16 protein-coding genes are annotated in these 15,799 nt (G+C 62.5%); 4 read left to right on the forward strand and 12 right to left on the reverse strand.

All coding sequences use genetic code 11. The annotated features are described in order from the left end of the window. The first annotated feature begins 24 nt into the window (after positions 1 to 24). Entirely contained in the window at positions 25 to 648 is a 624-nt protein-coding gene (locus tag OS035_RS17050) for a TIGR00730 family Rossman fold protein (protein WP_097626895.1), read from the forward strand. Between the two features lie 31 nt (positions 649 to 679). Here OS035_RS17050 and rarD read toward each other — a convergent pair whose 3' ends face one another. Beyond that, complete coding sequence (gene rarD, locus OS035_RS17055; protein ID WP_097626897.1) at positions 680 to 1,594, reverse strand: EamA family transporter RarD; 915 nt, start codon at positions 1,592 to 1,594, stop codon at positions 680 to 682. A gap of 300 nt (positions 1,595 to 1,894) precedes the next feature. Between rarD and OS035_RS17060 the strand changes: the two genes are divergently transcribed. Beyond that, positions 1,895 to 2,374, forward strand: a complete 480-nt coding sequence (locus tag OS035_RS17060; RefSeq protein ID WP_184472803.1) for a GNAT family N-acetyltransferase — start codon at positions 1,895 to 1,897, stop codon at positions 2,372 to 2,374. Between the two features lie 17 nt (positions 2,375 to 2,391). On the opposite strand, the gene cimA is transcribed toward OS035_RS17060, so the two are convergent. The 6 genes from cimA to cysS form a co-directional block, all read right to left on the reverse strand. Next, entirely contained in the window at positions 2,392 to 4,005 is a 1,614-nt protein-coding gene (gene cimA / locus OS035_RS17065) for a citramalate synthase (RefSeq protein WP_183781092.1), read from the reverse strand. A gap of 176 nt (positions 4,006 to 4,181) precedes the next feature. Then, entirely contained in the window at positions 4,182 to 5,144 is a 963-nt protein-coding gene (gene pip, locus OS035_RS17070) for a prolyl aminopeptidase (RefSeq protein WP_183781095.1), read from the reverse strand. Continuing rightward, positions 5,141 to 5,617, reverse strand: coding sequence for a GFA family protein (locus OS035_RS17075; RefSeq protein WP_097626905.1), 477 nt, complete (start codon positions 5,615 to 5,617; stop codon positions 5,141 to 5,143). The genes pip and OS035_RS17075 overlap by 4 nt, the downstream gene beginning before the upstream one ends. Next, positions 5,614 to 6,102, reverse strand: a complete 489-nt coding sequence (locus OS035_RS17080) for a GFA family protein (RefSeq protein WP_097626907.1) — start codon at positions 6,100 to 6,102, stop codon at positions 5,614 to 5,616. The genes OS035_RS17075 and OS035_RS17080 overlap by 4 nt, the downstream gene beginning before the upstream one ends. After that, positions 6,099 to 6,575, reverse strand: coding sequence for a GFA family protein (locus OS035_RS17085; protein ID WP_097626909.1), 477 nt, complete (start codon positions 6,573 to 6,575; stop codon positions 6,099 to 6,101). Before OS035_RS17085 ends, OS035_RS17080 begins: the two co-directional genes overlap by 4 nt. 208 nt (positions 6,576 to 6,783) lie before the next feature. Then, positions 6,784 to 8,175 (reverse strand): cysteine--tRNA ligase, encoded by a 1,392-nt coding sequence (cysS, locus tag OS035_RS17090; protein WP_183781100.1) that lies wholly within the window; start codon positions 8,173 to 8,175, stop codon positions 6,784 to 6,786. 303 nt (positions 8,176 to 8,478) lie between these two features. Here cysS and OS035_RS17095 point away from each other — a divergent pair, with 303 nt between their 5' ends. Beyond that, positions 8,479 to 9,207, forward strand: a complete 729-nt coding sequence (locus tag OS035_RS17095) for a glycoside hydrolase family 25 protein (protein ID WP_183781104.1) — start codon at positions 8,479 to 8,481, stop codon at positions 9,205 to 9,207. A gap of 7 nt (positions 9,208 to 9,214) precedes the next feature. Here OS035_RS17095 and OS035_RS17100 read toward each other — a convergent pair whose 3' ends face one another. From OS035_RS17100 to radA, 4 genes are all read right to left on the reverse strand, one after another. Further along, positions 9,215 to 9,955, reverse strand: a complete 741-nt coding sequence (locus OS035_RS17100) for an SDR family NAD(P)-dependent oxidoreductase (RefSeq protein WP_097626917.1) — start codon at positions 9,953 to 9,955, stop codon at positions 9,215 to 9,217. Between the two features lie 77 nt (positions 9,956 to 10,032). After that, positions 10,033 to 11,523: an amidophosphoribosyltransferase gene (gene purF / locus OS035_RS17105; RefSeq protein ID WP_097626919.1), complete on the reverse strand. Its 1,491-nt coding sequence runs from the start codon at positions 11,521 to 11,523 to the stop codon at positions 10,033 to 10,035. Between the two features lie 150 nt (positions 11,524 to 11,673). Continuing rightward, positions 11,674 to 12,294 (reverse strand): CvpA family protein, encoded by a 621-nt coding sequence (locus OS035_RS17110; protein WP_097626921.1) that lies wholly within the window; start codon positions 12,292 to 12,294, stop codon positions 11,674 to 11,676. Between the two features lie 90 nt (positions 12,295 to 12,384). Then, entirely contained in the window at positions 12,385 to 13,785 is a 1,401-nt protein-coding gene (radA, locus tag OS035_RS17115; protein ID WP_097626923.1) for a DNA repair protein RadA, read from the reverse strand. Between the two features lie 164 nt (positions 13,786 to 13,949). Between radA and OS035_RS17120 the strand changes: the two genes are divergently transcribed. Next, positions 13,950 to 14,585 carry a LysE family translocator gene (locus tag OS035_RS17120; RefSeq protein WP_331813925.1) on the forward strand — a complete coding sequence of 212 codons (636 nt, stop codon included), beginning with the start codon at positions 13,950 to 13,952 and terminating at the stop codon, positions 14,583 to 14,585. Between the two features lie 8 nt (positions 14,586 to 14,593). On the opposite strand, the gene alr is transcribed toward OS035_RS17120, so the two are convergent. Then, the gene (alr, locus tag OS035_RS17125; protein WP_183781110.1) at positions 14,594 to 15,760 is read right to left on the reverse strand and encodes an alanine racemase; all 1,167 of its coding nucleotides are present in this window, start codon (positions 15,758 to 15,760) and stop codon (positions 14,594 to 14,596) included. Between the last annotated feature and the right edge of the window lie 39 nt (positions 15,761 to 15,799).

The raw sequence follows: 15,799 nt of genomic DNA on the forward strand, positions 1-15,799 counted from the left end.
GAAATGGAATAGTTGTTTGCCTCTATGACCGAACAATCTGTATCGATTCGATCCATCTGCGTTTACTGCGGCTCAAGGCCGGGACGCGATCCTTCCCACATGGCGGCCGGGCGTGCTCTCGGACGAGAGATCGCCGAATACGGCCTGCGCCTCGTCTATGGCGGGGGTACCAAAGGCATCATGGGCGCGGTTGCCAGCGGCGCGCTTTCAGGCGGCGGCCAGGTCACGGGCATCATCCCCGAATTCCTGATCGATATGGAAGCGACTCGCCACTCGCTCGGTCAACTTAACGAACTTATTGTAACCCCTGACATGCATGCGCGCAAACATACGATGTTCGAGCGTTCCGATGCTTTCGTCGCGCTGCCCGGCGGCATCGGTACACTGGAGGAGATCGTCGAGATCATGACCTGGGCGCAGCTCGGCCGCCATGAAAAGCCGATGGTCTTTGCCAACGTCGACGGTTTCTGGGATCCGATGATGGAGCTGATGCGCCACATGACAGAAGAGGGCTTCCTGCACACCGCTCACCGGGTGCAGCCGCTTGTCGTCGATGAGATCTCCGGCATCATTCCGGCAATCATGGCTCAGGCAGCCCAGCTCGCCGCTGATCGTAACGGCGAGGATGAAGTGATCTCGAAAATGTAGGCGAGGGGCCGGCGTCTCCGGCGCCCGCCGTTCAGCGCCCGCGACTTCCCTTCAGCATCGACCAGCTATAGAGGAACAGCCCCGCCCAGATCAGTGGAAAGGCGATCATGCGCGCCGTGCCGAGCGGCTCGTGAAAAATGAAGACGGCGATCAGGAAGATCATCGTCGGCGCGATATACTGCATGATGCCGATCGTCGACAGCTTCAGCAGCTTGGCGCCATTGGCATAGATCATCAGCGGCACGGCGGTGATGACGCCGCAGCCGAGCAGCAGCGTCGTGTCGGCAAGGCCGGTGCGGTAGAGATGGCCCTGGCCGCTGCCGAATTCGAGATAAAGGATATAGAGCAGGGCAGGGCCGCTGAGGATCAGCACTTCGAGGAAAAAGCCCTGGTTCGGCCCGAGCGGCAGCGTCTTGCGCAGCAAGGCATAGAAACCCCAGCTGATTGCCAGCGTCAGCGCCACCCACGGAATGCCGCCGCTGTCGAATGCGAGAATGGCGACGGCAAGTGCTGCCAGCGCGATCGCCGCGATCTGCAGCGGCTGCAGCTTTTCCTTCAGCAGCACCGCGCCGAGGAAGATGCTGAACAGCGGATTGATGAAATAGCCGAGTGCTGCGTCGAGCGAATGGCCGGCGCCGATCGCCCAGACATAGGTGCCCCAGTTGACGGTGATCAGCGACGCCGTCAGCGCCGCCATCGCCAGCATACGCGGCGAGCGCAGCGCCGTGGCGATGTCCGCCGTGCGCCCGAGCACGATCAGCACGATGCCGGCCAGCGGCAGCGACCAGACGATGCGGTGGGCGATCACCTCGGCCGGCGAGATATGCGCCACCGCCTTCATGTAGATCGGCAGGAAGCCCCAGAGCAGATAGGCCGTCAGCGCGAAGGCAAAACCGCGCGGACTGTCTTCGTTCTTGGCCAGGGGAACGGATGCATCGGTCGACATCGGGGTGTTTCCATCTTTGTTCTGCTTCTGATCCGGCCTAGCTTAAGCGCCGTGAATAGGCCAATTCATTTCGTTGAATAAAGGCTAAGAGGATTTGAAGCGGATGGGAGAAGAATGGACGGATGATAGCGGCAAAGGCTGATATCGGCCTCCAAAAATCCGAATCCTGTTCCAGACTACCGCGAGCGGGCGACAGGTGGACCAATCGAGGGAACCCCGCTGATGATCTGCGCATCCAGTTGACAGGCCCGGCAGGTTCTTTCATCTGGAACGCCAAGCGCCAGACCAGGAGCCTCTCACATGACCCTTACCGTACGCCCGGCAACGCCTTCAGACGCGGCAACGATCCTGCGATTTGTCCGCGAATTGGCCGATTATGAAAAGGCGATCCACGAGGTCGAGGCGACCGAGGAGAGCACGCGCGCGGCGATCTTCGGGGACGGTTCGGTCACGCATGCGCTGATCTGCGAACGCGAGGGTCAAGCCATCGGCATGGCGGTTTATTTCTTCAGCTATTCGACCTGGCAAGCGAAGAACGGTCTTTATCTGGAGGATCTCTACGTAACGCCGGACGCGCGCGGTTCGGGCGCCGGCAAGGCGCTGCTGCGGCGCCTGGCGCAGATCGCGCTGGAGAAGGGTTGCGGCCGCTTCGAATGGAGCGTGCTCGACTGGAACGAACCCTCGATCCGTGTCTACGAGGCGATTGGCGCGGAGCCGCAGAAGGAATGGATCCGCTATAGGATGGCGGGCGAGACGCTGGCGGCGTTTGCCCGCGGTTAGCCGAACCGGCAAACAGATTATTCCGCTGCGATCTTGCCGGCAAGCTGCCGGTTCTTCATCAGCTTGTAGATGACGGAATCCATCAGCGCCTGGAACGAAGCGTCGATGATGTTCTCGGAAACGCCGACCGTCCACCAGCGCACGCCATCGCTGTCGGTGGATTCGATCAGCACGCGGGTGATTGCCGCCGTGCCGCCATTGAGGATACGCACCTTGAAATCGGCGAGCACCAGATCGTCGATCTCGTGCTGGTATTTGCCGAAATCCTTGCGCAGCGCCAGGTCGAGCGCGTTGACCGGCCCTTCGGCATCGGCAACCGACATCAGCGTCTGGCCGTCGATGGTGATCTTGACCACCGCTTCCGAGACGATCTTCACGCGGCCGAGACTGTCGAAGCGGCGCTCGATCATCACCCGGAAGCCTTCGATGGTGAAGAATTCCGGTATCGTGCCGAGCGTGCGGTGCGCCAACAGTTCGAAGCTCGCATCGGCACCCTCATAGGCATAGCCGATCGATTCACGGTCCTTGACGATCGAGATCAGCAGATCGAGCTTCGGATCGTCCTTGGCGACCACGATACCGCGCCGCTTCAGCGCATTGATGAAGTTCGCTTTGCCGCCCTGGTCCGACACCATGACCTTGCGGAAATTGCCGACGCTCTCCGGCGGCACATGTTCGTAGGTCCTCGGGTCCTTGATCAGCGCCGACGCATGGATGCCGGCCTTGGTGGCGAAGGCGGAGGCGCCGACATAGGGCATCTGATGATCGGGCGAGCGGTTGAGCAACTCGTCGAAAGCGTGCGAGAGCCGGGTGAGATTGAGCAGCCGCTCCTCATCGATCGCCGTTTCGAAACGTGTATTATAAGCGCTCTTCAGCGCCAAGGTCGGGATAAGCGTCACCAGATTAGCGTTGCCGCAGCGCTCGCCGATGCCGTTCACCGTGCCCTGGATCTGCCGGACGCCGGCTTCGACGGCAGCCAGCGAATTGGCGACCGCTTGGCCGGTATCGTTATGGGCATGGATGCCGAGACAGCGGCCGGGAACGCCTGAAGTGATTACCGCCTCGACAATGGTGCGTACCTCTGGCGGCTGCGTGCCGCCATTGGTGTCGCAAAGCACGACCCAGCGGGCGCCACTCTCATAGGCGGTCTTGGCACAGGCGAGCGCATAGGCCGGATTGGCCTTGAAACCGTCGAAGAAATGCTCGCAATCGACGATCGCTTCCTTGCCGGCGCCGACCGCCGCCTTGACGCTTTCGGCGATGCTTTCGAGGTTTTCCTCATTGGTGCAGCCGAGCGCCACCGCGACATGATAATCCCAGCTCTTGGCGACGAAACAGATGGCGTCGGATTTCGCCTGCAGCAGCCCGGCAATGCCGGGATCGTTGGAAACCGAAACGCCCGCCCGCTTCGTCATGCCGAAGGCGACGAAGCTGGCCTGGCTGGTGCGCTTCTCGCTGAAAAAGGCGGTATCGGTCGGATTGGCGCCGGGATAGCCGCCCTCGACGTAATCGATGCCGAATTCGTCCAGCATCGCGGCGATCGCAATCTTGTCCTCGACCGAGAAATCGATCCCGGGCGTCTGCTGCCCGTCCCGCAGCGTCGTGTCGAAGAGATAGATGCGTTCTTTCATGTCGTTTCCTCCCGGCAAGCGGGTGTTGTTGGAATGCGGATGCAGCCCCTCATCCGGCTGCCGCCACCTTCTCCCCGTTCTGACGGGGGGAAGGGAGATGCCGCGCCGTATCGCAGAGCTCGTTCCCTCTCCCCGCGCGCGGGGAGAGGGCTAGGGTGAGAGGCTACCTCAAACAATCAGTTTGTCTTCCCGGCAAACTTGTCTGTCGCCCTGATCAGTCGGTCGAGAATTCCCGGCTCCGAATACGCATGCCCCGCACCCTCGATCAGGTGGAATTCCGCCTTCGGCCAGGCCTTGTGCAGCAGCCAGGCATATTTTGCCGGGCAGGGCATGTCGTAGCGGCCGTGCACGATGACGCCGGGAATATCCTTCAGCCGGCCGGCGTCTCGGATCAGCTGTCCTTCGTCCATCCAGCCGGCATTGACGAAGAAATGGTTCTCGATGCGGGCGAATGCATAGGCGAATTCCGGTTCCTCGAACTTGCCGCTCGTCGAAGGCTCGGGCAGCAGCGTGATCGTTTCGCCTTCCCAGATGCTCCAGGCCTGCGCGGCTGCGAGGCGCACGCTTCTGTCCTCATGCGTCAGGCGGCGATGATAGGCATGCATCATCTCATGCCGCTCATCGGGCGGAATGGGCGCGATGAAGCGCGCCCACTTGTCCGGGAACATTTCCGAGACGCCGAACTGATAGTACCAGTCGAGCTCGGCCTTGGTCAGCGTATAGATGCCGCGCACGATGATCTCGGAGACGCGCTCCGGATGCGCCTCGGCATAGGCGAGCGCCAGCGTCGAACCCCAGGAGCCGCCGAACACCTGCCAGCTGTCGACGCCGGCCATTTCCCGCAGCCGCTCGATATCGGCGACGAGGTGCCAGGTCGTGTTGGCATTGAGCTCGGCATTCGGCGTCGACCTGCCGCAACCGCGCTGGTCGAACAGCACGACGTCGTAGAGGGCGGGATCGAAAAGCCGGCGATGGGTGGGCGAGAAGCCGCCGCCGGGGCCGCCATGCAGGAAGACGGCGGGCTTGGCGCCAGGCGTTCCCGAGCGCTCCCAATAGATCACATGGCCGTCACCGACATCGAGATGGCCTGAGGCATAGGCTTCGATTTCAGGATAGAGCGTGCGCAGTCTCTCGGTCATATTTTCACGCCTTTCGCGGGCCAGACTTCGGTATCGTGATCGGGATGCTGGAAGGAGATGATCGCCTCCTGCCGTGCGTAGAAATCCTGATCCTTCAGCACCGGCGCCTCGAAGATCTCCTCGACCCAGGGCAGGCGGGCGTCGTAATTGACCTGGATTTGCGGCGCCAGGTCGCTGCGATCGTCGAAGGTGCCGATCGCAAGCTCCAGCCCGCCCGGATGACGATAGGTCATCGGCGTGCCGCAATTGCTGCAGAAGCCGCGCTCGATATTGACCGAGGATTGAAAGTAGCTCGGCGCGCCGCGCGTCCATTCCATCGCTTCCTCAGGCGCGGTGACCAGCGCGGAGAAGAAGCCGCCGAACTGCTTCTGGCACATGCGGCAATGGCAGATCGAGGGGCGCCCCAACTTGCCCGAGATGCGGAAGCGCACGGCGCCGCACTGGCAGCCGCCTGTTTTTATCGTGTCCGTCATGAGATTTCTCCGAGGGGCCAGCTTTTCGTATCGTGGTCGGGGTGCTGATGGTTGCTTGCCGCAATCGCATCCTCGCGGTCGGGCGTTTCGGGCTCTGGTTCGAGCGGCAGGCCGTCGAGTGCGTGAAACCAGGACATCTTGCGGCCGGTGTTCGATTGCATCACCGGCTTGACCACGTCGGGATCGTCCAACGAGCCGAGGGTGATGTTGATGAAATCCGTCCCCGGAATATCGTAGAACAGCGGCGTGCCGCAATCGCCGCAGAAACCGCGCCGCACGAGGTCAGAGGAGTGGAACCATTTCGCCGCGCCGCGCGTCAGGGTGAAATTGCTGTGCTTCACGCCGCCAAGCGGCATGAAATAATTGCCGGCCGCTTTCTGGCACATGCGGCAATGGCAAAGATGGGGAGAACCGACTTCGCCTTCGGCGCGGTAACGCACCGCTCCGCACTGGCACCCGCCGTTTTTGTCCGCGTCCGCTGTCATCTGGGCTCCTTGGGTGGCCATGTCTGGGTCTCATGATCGGGATGCTGGTAGGAGACGAGTTCGAGCACGAAGGGGGCGGCTTGTGCATCCTCTTCCGTCCGGTGCCCCGGCAACTCGTGCAGATGATCGACGAAGCCGATCTTGCCCTCGATGCCGTATTGCACGACCGGCGGAAGCGCCGAAGGATCGTCGAAGGCGCCTGCGGCAATTGCAACCCCGTCAGGCGCCTCGTAGGAGAGCGGCGTGCCGCAATCGCCGCAGAAGCCGCGCTCGACGAAATTGGAAGAGCGGAACTTTTTTCGCTCGCCGCGTGTCCACGCGAAATCGGCGCCGCGCACCGAGACCAGCGGCGCATAGTAGGCGCCGAACGCCTTCTGGCACATGCGGCAATGACAGATCGACGAATCTTTGAGTTCGCCGCTGACGCGAAAGCGCACCGCGCCACACTGGCAGCCGCCGGTATAGGTGGTCATGGACAATCCCTCCGCAACAATGTGGATGAGAAAAAGAGAACCCCTCCCAACCCTCCCCACAAGGGGGAGGGCTCTCCCGTGATGCCGCCTTCATTCCCGCCTCGAAGGCTTGCGTTTGCGGTGAGGTCGCTTCGGAGCAGTACAGCGCCGTAGCCCCTCCCCATTGTGGGGAGGGGTTGGGGAGGGGCCTTATCCGAAGACACGGGTCTCACCGCTTGACCTCCCACGTCGTCACCCGCTCGCCGGTCGCCGCATCCTTGCCGTCTTTCAGCTGGATGCCCTTTGCCGTCAGTTCGTCGCGGATCTTGTCGGCTTCGGCGAAGTTTTTCGCCTTCAGCATTTCAAGCCGCATGGCGACCAACGCATCGACCGCCGCTGCGACGGCCTGGTCGATTTCGGCTTTCTTCGGCAGCAGGCCGAGGAACGCAGCCGTCGCGGCAAAACGGGCGGCCGCGGCGGGATCGTTATGGGCGGCCTGCGCCAGCGCATGTAAGGCCTGCACCGCCGCGACCGTGTTGAGGTCGTCGGCGAGCGCGGTCAGCACGGTTTCATCCGGCGCGGCATCGCCGGCTTCCGTCGCCGGCCATTTGGCGAGCAGACGTTCAGCCTCTTCCAGCCGCTTGATCGAGAAATCGATCGGCTCGCGGTAATGGGTCATCAGCATCGCAAGGCGCAGCACCTCGCCCGGCCATTTGCGGCCGCCGAAAATCTGCGTATGCAGCAGATCGTGAATGGTGACGAAATTGCCTTCGGATTTCGACATTTTGCGGCCTTCGACCTGCACGAAGCCGTTGTGCATCCAGACATTCGCCATCACCTTGGTGCCATGGGCGCAACGTGACTGGGCGATCTCGTTTTCATGGTGCGGGAAGATCAGGTCCAGCCCGCCGCCGTGAATGTCGAAGATATCGCCGAGATAACGCCGGCTCATCGCCGAGCATTCGATATGCCAGCCCGGTCGGCCACGGCCCCATGGGCTCTCCCAGCCGGGTTCGTTGTGGCTCGACAGCTTCCAGAGCACGAAATCGCCCGGGTTCTTTTTATGCGCATCGACGGCGACGCGGGCGCCTGCCTGCTGTTCGTCGAGCGGGCGCTTCGAAAGCTGGCCGTAATCCGCCATGGACTTAGTGTCGAACAGCACTTCGCCCGCTGCCACATAGGCATGGCCGTTGCCGATCAGCTTCTCGATGATCTCGGTCATCTCAACGATATTGTCGGTGGCGCGCGGCTCGACGCTCGGCTCCAGGCAGCCGAGTTCGGCGACATCGGCGTGAAACTGCGTCTCGGTCCTTTCGGTGACCGCCCGGATCGCTTGGTTGAGCGGCAGGCCCGGATGATCCCTCAGCGCCCGCGCATTGATCTTGTCGTCGACATCCGTGATGTTGCGGGCATAGGTGACGTGATCCTCGCCATAGACATGGCGCAGCAGCCGGAACAGCACGTCGAAGACGATGACCGGGCGGGCGTTGCCGATATGAGCGAAATCATAGACGGTCGGGCCGCAGACATACATGCGGACATTGTCCGGATCGATCGGCGCAAAGACCGATTCTTCCCGTGTCAGCGTGTTGTACAGCTTCAGTTCCGGCATGCCGCCCATTCCACTCTCCCATAAGCACAACTAGAAAAATATCGCGACCGGCGGGCCGGGGCGTTTCGCATCTGACTATTTGGGAGACGAAAACGGCCGGGCCAGCGCGTGCGCTAGCGAATAATCTTCCGGCAGATAATGCAGATAACCGTTTTCATGGCGGGATTTATGGCGCGGGAATGACCTTTGGTCAAGAGGGGCAAGCGATGATCCGCGGCACGGCTCACCTGCCATTTTCGTGGCGCAAATCGCTTATAGGCAGTTGGGAGTTGCTCAATAGGAGAGGACTGCGTGAGAGGCTGGGGCCGGGGGATGATCGGAGCGATTGCAATTCTGGCAGTCGCATCGACCGCATATTTCGCATACGATTTCGGTATGCCTCGTTTCAATAATCCGTCTTTGTCAACCTATCCGATCCAGGGCATCGATGTCAGCCATCACCAGGGCGATATCGATTGGAAGACGGTGGCCGCGCAGCCGAACGTGCGCTTTGCGATTATGAAGGCGACCGAAGGCGGCGACCACAAGGATTCGAGGTTCGCCGACAATTGGCAGCGCGTCGGCGATGCCGGAATGGTCAGGGGCGCTTATCATTTCTTCACCTTCTGCCGCCCGGGCAAGGATCAGGCGCAGAATGTCCTGGCGACCGTGCCGCGGCAGCCGGGGACCCTGCCCATCACCGTCGATCTGGAGTTCGTCGGCAATTGCAACAAGGTCCCGACGGTCGAGGAAATGGCGACTGAGGTGAACGCCTTCTTCGCCGAGCTGAAGGGTGCCTTTCCAGAAAAGCCGATTTTCTATGTCACCCAGGAGTTCTACGATCAGTATCTAAAGGGCAATGAATCCCGCTTCCCCGATCATTACCTCTGGCTGCGGAGCGTGTTTCAGGAACCGGCGCAGCAAGGCTGCGGTCGTTGGTCGATCTGGCAATTTTCCGACAATGGCAGTGTCAACGGCATTCAGGGGGCGGTGGACCTCAATGCGCTCTGCCCGTCGGAGACAGGCTTCGCGCATCTGTTCCCGGCAGTTGCAGCCAAGTGAGCCTGGCTTATTCCGGCAGCCGGTAATCGGCGAGCTTATTGTCCCGCACAATGAACAGTTTGCCCGTCTCGGTCACGCCGGGGCCGAGCAGAGGCAGGATCGCCTTGGCGACCTCGGAAGGATGCGGCAGCGTCTGCGGATCTTCGCCGGGCACCGCCTGGGCGCGCATCGCCGTGCGGGTCGCGCCGGGATCGACGCTGGTGATGCGCAACGGCGTCGATTGGCTTTCGCCGGCCCAGGTCCGGGCCAGTGCCTCGACGGCGGCCTTGGAGGCGGAATAGGCGCTCCAGAAAGGCCGGCATTTATGGGCGGCACCCGATGACAGGATGACGGCGCGGCCGCCATCCGAGCGGGCGAGCAGCGGGTCGACCGATCGGATCAGCCGCCATGTCGCAGTGACGTTGATGGTCATCACCTTCTCGAACACCTTCGCCTCGATATGGCCGATCGGCGAGATGACGCCGAGTACGCCGGCATTGGCGACGAGGATATCGAGTTTGCCCCAGCGTTCGAAGATCGAGCCGCCGAGCGCGTCGATTGCGTTCATGTCCGCCAGGTCGAAGGGCACCAGTGTCGCCGTGCCGCCGATGGCCTTGATCGCGTCATCGAGATCCTCGAGCCCGCCGACCGTGCGGGCGCAGGCGATGACATGGGCGCCGGCTTTCGCAAGCTCAAGCGCCGTGAAATAGCCAATGCCGCGCGATGCACCGGTGACGAGTGCGATCTTGCCCTCAAGATTGATATTCATCTGCTCCGGTTCCGGATTTGCTTGCGAAGGCGAGGGGCGCAACAGCCCCTCGGAAGGGAGGTTAATGCAGCGGCGGCTCAGCCGTTGCTGGCAAGCATCGAAAGCTTGTTGCCCATCGACTCGCCGTTCTTGTCGAGCAGGCGGGTCGGATAGTCACCGGTGAAGTAATGGTCGGTGAACTGCGGGCGGGCCGGATTGCGGTCCTCGCCGCCGACGGCGCGGTAGAGCCCGTTGATCGACAGGAAGGCAAGCGAATCGGCGCCGATATATTTGGCCATGGCTTCGACATCGGCATATTGGTTGGCCAAGAGCTTTTCGGCATCGGGCGTGTCGATGCCGTAGAAGTCGGGGAAGAAGATCATCGGACTGGCGACGCGGAGATGGACTTCGCGCGCACCAGCCTCGCGGATCATCTGGACGATCTTCAGAGACGTCGTACCGCGCACGATGGAATCATCGACCAGCACCACGCGCTTGCCTTCGATCATCGCCCGGTTGGCGGAATGTTTCAGCTTCACGCCGAAGGCGCGGATCTGCTGGGTCGGCTCGATGAAGGTGCGGCCGACATAATGGTTGCGGATGATGCCGTATTCGAAGGGAATTCCGCTTTCCTGTGCGTAGCCGAGCGCCGCCGGCGTGCCGCCATCCGGCACCGGCACGACCACGTCGGCCTCGACAGGCGATTCCTTGGCGAGGTTCATGCCCATGTTCTTGCGCGTCGTATAGACGTTGCGGCCGCCGACGACCGAGTCCGGCCGGGCGAAATAGACATATTCGAACAGGCAGAGGCGCTCCGGCTGCGGCTTGCCGGGCTTGCGGGCATCGATGCTGATCGAGCCGTCGGGCTGAATTTCGCAGATGACGACCTCGCCGTTTTCGACATCGCGGATGAATTTGGCGCCGATGATGTCGAGCGCGCAGGTTTCCGAGCAGAAGATCGGCTTGCCGTCGAGTTCGCCCATCACAAGTGGGCGGATGCCTGTAGGGTCACGCGCTGCAATCAGCTTGGTGCGCGTCATCGCGAGCATCGAATAGCCGCCTTCCATCTGGCGGATGGCATCGATGAAGCGGTCGGATGTGGAGGCATGGCGGGAGCGGGCGATGAGGTGGAGGACCACTTCGGTATCGGACGTCGACTGACAGATGGCGCCGGTCGCGATGATCTGGCGACGCAGCGTCAGGCCGTTGGTGAAATTACCGTTATGGGCAACGGCAATGCCGCCTTCCTCAAGTTCGGCAAAGAGCGGCTGCACGTTGCGCATCGCCACTTCGCCGGTTGTCGAGTAGCGGGTATGACCGATCGATATGCTGCCGGGCAGGCGGGCGAGCGTCATCGGATTGGTATAGTGGTCGCCGACGAGCCCCATATGGCGCTCCTGGTAGAAGCGCTTGCCGTCGAAGGAGACGATGCCGGCCGCTTCCTGCCCGCGATGCTGCAGAGCATGCAGGCCGAGAGCCGTCAGTGCCGCGGCATCGGGGTGTCCCAAAATTCCGAAAACCCCGCATTCTTCATGCAGCGTATCTCCGTCGAGCGGATCGTCGGTGGGCAAGGAATGGGACTGGTTCATTTCTGCGGGCCTCTGCTCTCACAAGAATGGATCGGCATTTCCAGAAATAGCTGAAGCCCGACAGAGCTGGAATGCCCGGCCGGACCTCTCATTTCAACTCCCGCTCAAATGGCAATTGCCGGAAGGCGGGTCAAGCTCTTGAACACTGTGTCAATTCGCCGGCTGCTGTGCAGGCGCTGTCGGTGCGTCTTCCGCCGGCGCCTGGTCGCCCGTCGGCGGATTGGTGCCTTCAGCGCCGCCCTGTGCCGGCGGCTGAAGCTTATCACGGATGCTCGCCGGTATCATCTGGGCAAATTGCTCCGGCAGAACGGATTTCAGCTTCACGACCATCGAATCCAGGAAGGGCTTCGACTTCGCTTCGTTGACCCAGGCCGGGCGGTGGTCGGCATCGACCAGCCAGTTCCAGAAAGCGACGGCGACGACCAGCAGCAGCACGCCGCGCGCAGCCCCGAACAGGAAGCCGAGCGTGCGGTCGAGCGCGCCGACGCGGCTGTCGATGATGAAATCGGCGATCTTCATGGTGATGAAGGAAATGACGATGAGCGCGATCAGGAAGACGACCGCTGCCGAACCGACGATCGCGATGCGGTCGTCATCGGTGTATTTCTTCGCGTAGGGCAGCAGGTAGGGATAGAGGTAATAGGCGGCTGCTGCCGAGCCGCCCCAGCTTGCGATCGAGAGGATCTCGCGCGAAAAGCCGCGGACCATCGCCAGCACGGCGGAGAAGAGCACGACGCCGATGACAATACCGTCGAAAATCGTAATGGGCATGTAAATTCAACTCCAGGACTGCCGCTGGGCGGCCGTGTCGTGCCTTATCGTGTGCCTCCTATATCATCACCAATCTTGGCAATGAAAGGATCAAACCTCGTCTTCCACACGCAGCGCCCCCTTCGACCCGGCGATGCGCGCAACCAGATCCGGCAGGCTTTCGACCTCACTCCAGCGTCCGCCGGAACCCTTCGGCAGTTCGGCGGAGGCGGACGGAAGCAATGCTGCGGAAAAGCCCAGCTTCTCGGCTTCCTTGAGGCGCTGGGCGGTGTGCGCAACCGGCCGGATGGCGCCCGACAGGCTGACTTCGCCGAAATAGACGCAATCGGCGGGAAGGGCAATACCGGCAAGCGAGGAAACGAGCGCCGAGGCGACGGCGAGATCGGCCGCCGGTTCGGTGATGCGGTAGCCGCCGGCGATATTGAGATAGACGTCGTGCTGGCCGAGCCTGACGCCGCAATGGGCTTCCAGCACCGCCAGGATCATCGACAGCCGGGCCGAATCCCAGCCGACCACGGCGCGCCTGGGCGTGCCGAGCGAGGTTGGCGCCACCAGCGCCTGGACTTCGACCAGCACCGGGCGCGTGCCCTCCATGCCGGCAAAGACGGCAGCACCGGGCGATTTTTCGTTGCGCTCGCCGAGGAAGAGTTCCGAGGGGTTGGCGACCTCGCGTAAGCCCTTGTCCGACATTTCGAAGACGCCGATCTCGTCGGTCGGTCCGAAGCGGTTCTTGACCGTGCGAAGGATGCGGTAATGATGGCCGCGATCGCCCTCGAAATAGAGCACGGCATCGACCATGTGCTCGACGACGCGCGGTCCGGCGATCTGCCCGTCCTTGGTCACGTGCCCGACGAGCACCATGGCGGCCCCGGTCTGCTTGGCGAAACGGATCATCGCCTGCACGCCGGTGCGCACCTGCGTCACCGTTCCCGGGGCGGATTCGGCAAGTTCGCTCCACAGCGTCTGGATGGAATCGATGATGACGAGGTCCGGCCGCTTGCCCTCGGCAAGCGTCGCCAGAATATCCTCGACATTGGTTTCCGCCGCCAGCATCACATCGGTATCGGCCGCTGCAAGCCGCTGCGCCCGCAGCCGGACCTGGGCGACGGCCTCTTCGCCGGAGACGTAGATGATCTTGTGGCCGCGCCGCGCAAGGGCGGCGGCGGCCTGCATCAGCAGCGTTGATTTGCCGATACCGGGATCGCCGCCGATCAGCACCGCCGACCCGCGCACGAAGCCGCCGCCGAGCGCCCGGTCGAGCTCCGACATGGCGGTATGGATGCGCGGCGCCTCCTCGATCTCGCCCGACAGCGCCGTCAGCGTCACGGGCCGCCCCTTCTTCGGCGTCTTGCCGGGGCCTGAGCCGATCCCGCCCATCGGGTCTTCTTCGACGATGGTGTTCCACTCGCCGCAGTTCTCGCATTTGCCCGCCCAGCGGTTATGAACCGTGCCGCAGCTCTGGCAGATGAATTGTGTCCTGGCCTTCGCCATCGAATACTCTTTCAGTCCGGGGTCTCGAGCGAAGCAGATGCATGCTTCATCGAATCACTGTCGTGCCTGAGATAATGGCTATCGCGACGGATCAAAACTAATGATTTTCCCATCAGCACCTCCCGTGCCTATCCTTTGCTTCTGCTCATCCTGAACGGTGGAAGATGTTCGATTATTCGCTCGCGCACTGGTTTGCATTTCTCCCGGCCGCGGTTCTGCTCAATCTGTCGCCCGGGCCCGACATCGCCTTCATCCTCGGTCACACGATGAGAGGCGGAAAACGCGCCGGTTTTTCCGCACTGTTCGGCGTCTGGTCCGGCGCCTGCCTGCATGTTCTGATGGCAGCGCTCGGCCTTTCCGCCGTGCTCGCCGCTTCTTCGGTCGCCTTCTCCGCGGTCAAATGGATCGGCGCCGCCTATCTCGTCTGGCTGGGAATCCAGGCTTTGCGCGCCGGCGGCGGCAATGGCTTGATAAAGGCTGCCGGTGAAAAGTTGCCGGCGGCGAAGATCTACCGGCAGGGAATTCTGGTGTCGCTGCTCAATCCGAAGGTGGCGATTTTCTTCCTGGCCTTCCTGCCGCAATTCGTCGTCGAAGGGGCAGGGCCGGCATGGACCCAGCTCATGCTGCATGGCGGGCTCATCATCGTCGTCGCCGCCTTCATCGAACCGCCGTTCGTCCTTCTCGGAGGGCGGCTTGCCGATGCGCTCAGGCATAATCAAAGAATCGGGCTATGGCTCGATCGCGGCCTCGGCGCGCTTTTCCTGGCGCTCGGTGTCCGGCTGGCGCTCAGCAGCCGCTGACGGGGAAGCTATTCCTCGTCGACGACATAGCGCCGTTCGTGGCGCAGCCCCATGCTGGTCAGGATCTCGTAGCCGATCGTGCCCGCCGCCCGCGCCACCTCGTCCAGGGGCATATTCTTTCCGAACAGCTCGACATAATCGCCGGCGCGCACGGCGTTATCGGGCAGGTCGGTGATATCGAAGATCGTCAGGTCCATGGTGATCCGGCCGGCGACCGGCACCTTGTGTCCGGCGATGAAGCCTAGCCCGCCCTGCGGCACGGCCTGGCGCAGCGGCACGCCGCCGCTCGACAGCCCGCGCATGTAGCCGTCGGCATACCCGGCCGAGGCGATCGCCAGTCGGCTTTTGCGGCGAAGCTGCAGCGCCCGCCCATAGCTGACGGTCTCGCCGGCTTCGACGCTGCGCACTTGGATGATGCGCGCTTCCGCGGTTGCCACAGGCCGCATCGGATTGGCCCGGCCGCAGACCGCCTCGCCGCCATAAAGCGCGATGCCGGGACGGGTCAGGTCGAAGTGATAATCCTCGCCAAGGAAAATGCCGGCCGAGGCGGCAAGGCTTGAATCGATACCTTCATAGGCGGCGCTAACCCTGCGGAATGATTCGAGCTGCTGCCGGTTCATCGCATGGCTGGGCTCGTCGCCGCAGGCGAGGTGGCTCATGACCAGCACCGGCGCAAAGCTCGCCGGCCGCGAAACGTCGTCGGCGAGCGCGATCGCATCGTCCATGTGCAGTCCGAGCCGGTTGAAGCCGGTATCGACATGCAGTGCGCAGGGATAATCGCCGTAGTCGGCAAGCACTGCCATCCAGAAGGCGAGCTGCTCGTCGGAGGAAATCACCGGCACCAGATCGTTTTCGAAAAAGCGCCGCTCGGTGCCCGGCCATATGCCCGCGAGCACGAAGATGCGCGCCTCTGGCGCATAGAGGCGAAGTGTGACGCCCTCGTCGACTGTGGCAACGAAGAAATCCCGGGCGCCGGCCATATAGAGCGCTTCACCGGCATCCTCGATGCCCGTGCCGTAGGCATCCGCCTTGACAACGGCTGCGGCGCGCGCCGCGCCGGAGCGGCGCGCCATGTCGCGCCAGTTCTCCGTCAGCGCGGTCAGATCGACGGTCAGCCGCAGGCCCGCGGAAGCGAAAAGATCGTCATCTTCGAAGGGGATGGGGAAATCTGTCATGAATCGCCGTGAACTAATGGAAGGAAATCGCCGGAGCCA

This window comes from Rhizobium sp. 268 (assembly GCF_036571585.1).
Taxonomy (GTDB): domain Bacteria; phylum Pseudomonadota; class Alphaproteobacteria; order Rhizobiales; family Rhizobiaceae; genus Rhizobium; species Rhizobium redzepovicii.

Excerpts from the sequence above, each read along its gene's own strand:
- OS035_RS17080 (WP_097626907.1), bottom strand. The coding sequence starts at position 6,102 with ATGACAGCGGACGCGGACAAAAACGGCGGGTGCCAGTGCGGAGCGGTG.
- pip (WP_183781095.1), bottom strand. The coding sequence starts at position 5,144 with ATGACCGAGAGACTGCGCACGCTCTATCCTGAAATCGAAGCCTATGCC.
- rarD (WP_097626897.1), bottom strand. The coding sequence starts at position 1,594 with ATGTCGACCGATGCATCCGTTCCCCTGGCCAAGAACGAAGACAGTCCG.
- OS035_RS17100 (WP_097626917.1), bottom strand. The coding sequence starts at position 9,955 with ATGAATATCAATCTTGAGGGCAAGATCGCACTCGTCACCGGTGCATCG.
- OS035_RS17085 (WP_097626909.1), bottom strand. The coding sequence starts at position 6,575 with ATGACCACCTATACCGGCGGCTGCCAGTGTGGCGCGGTGCGCTTTCGC.
- cimA (WP_183781092.1), bottom strand. The coding sequence starts at position 4,005 with ATGAAAGAACGCATCTATCTCTTCGACACGACGCTGCGGGACGGGCAG.
- OS035_RS17095 (WP_183781104.1), top strand. The coding sequence starts at position 8,479 with ATGATCGGAGCGATTGCAATTCTGGCAGTCGCATCGACCGCATATTTC.
- OS035_RS17110 (WP_097626921.1), bottom strand. The coding sequence starts at position 12,294 with ATGCCCATTACGATTTTCGACGGTATTGTCATCGGCGTCGTGCTCTTC.
- OS035_RS17075 (WP_097626905.1), bottom strand. The coding sequence starts at position 5,617 with ATGACGGACACGATAAAAACAGGCGGCTGCCAGTGCGGCGCCGTGCGC.
- cysS (WP_183781100.1), bottom strand. The coding sequence starts at position 8,175 with ATGGGCGGCATGCCGGAACTGAAGCTGTACAACACGCTGACACGGGAA.
- OS035_RS17050 (WP_097626895.1), top strand. The coding sequence starts at position 25 with ATGACCGAACAATCTGTATCGATTCGATCCATCTGCGTTTACTGCGGC.
- OS035_RS17060 (WP_184472803.1), top strand. The coding sequence starts at position 1,895 with ATGACCCTTACCGTACGCCCGGCAACGCCTTCAGACGCGGCAACGATC.
- purF (WP_097626919.1), bottom strand. The coding sequence starts at position 11,523 with ATGAACCAGTCCCATTCCTTGCCCACCGACGATCCGCTCGACGGAGAT.
- radA (WP_097626923.1), bottom strand. The coding sequence starts at position 13,785 with ATGGCGAAGGCCAGGACACAATTCATCTGCCAGAGCTGCGGCACGGTT.
- alr (WP_183781110.1), bottom strand. The coding sequence starts at position 15,760 with ATGACAGATTTCCCCATCCCCTTCGAAGATGACGATCTTTTCGCTTCC.
- OS035_RS17120 (WP_331813925.1), top strand. The coding sequence starts at position 13,950 with ATGTTCGATTATTCGCTCGCGCACTGGTTTGCATTTCTCCCGGCCGCG.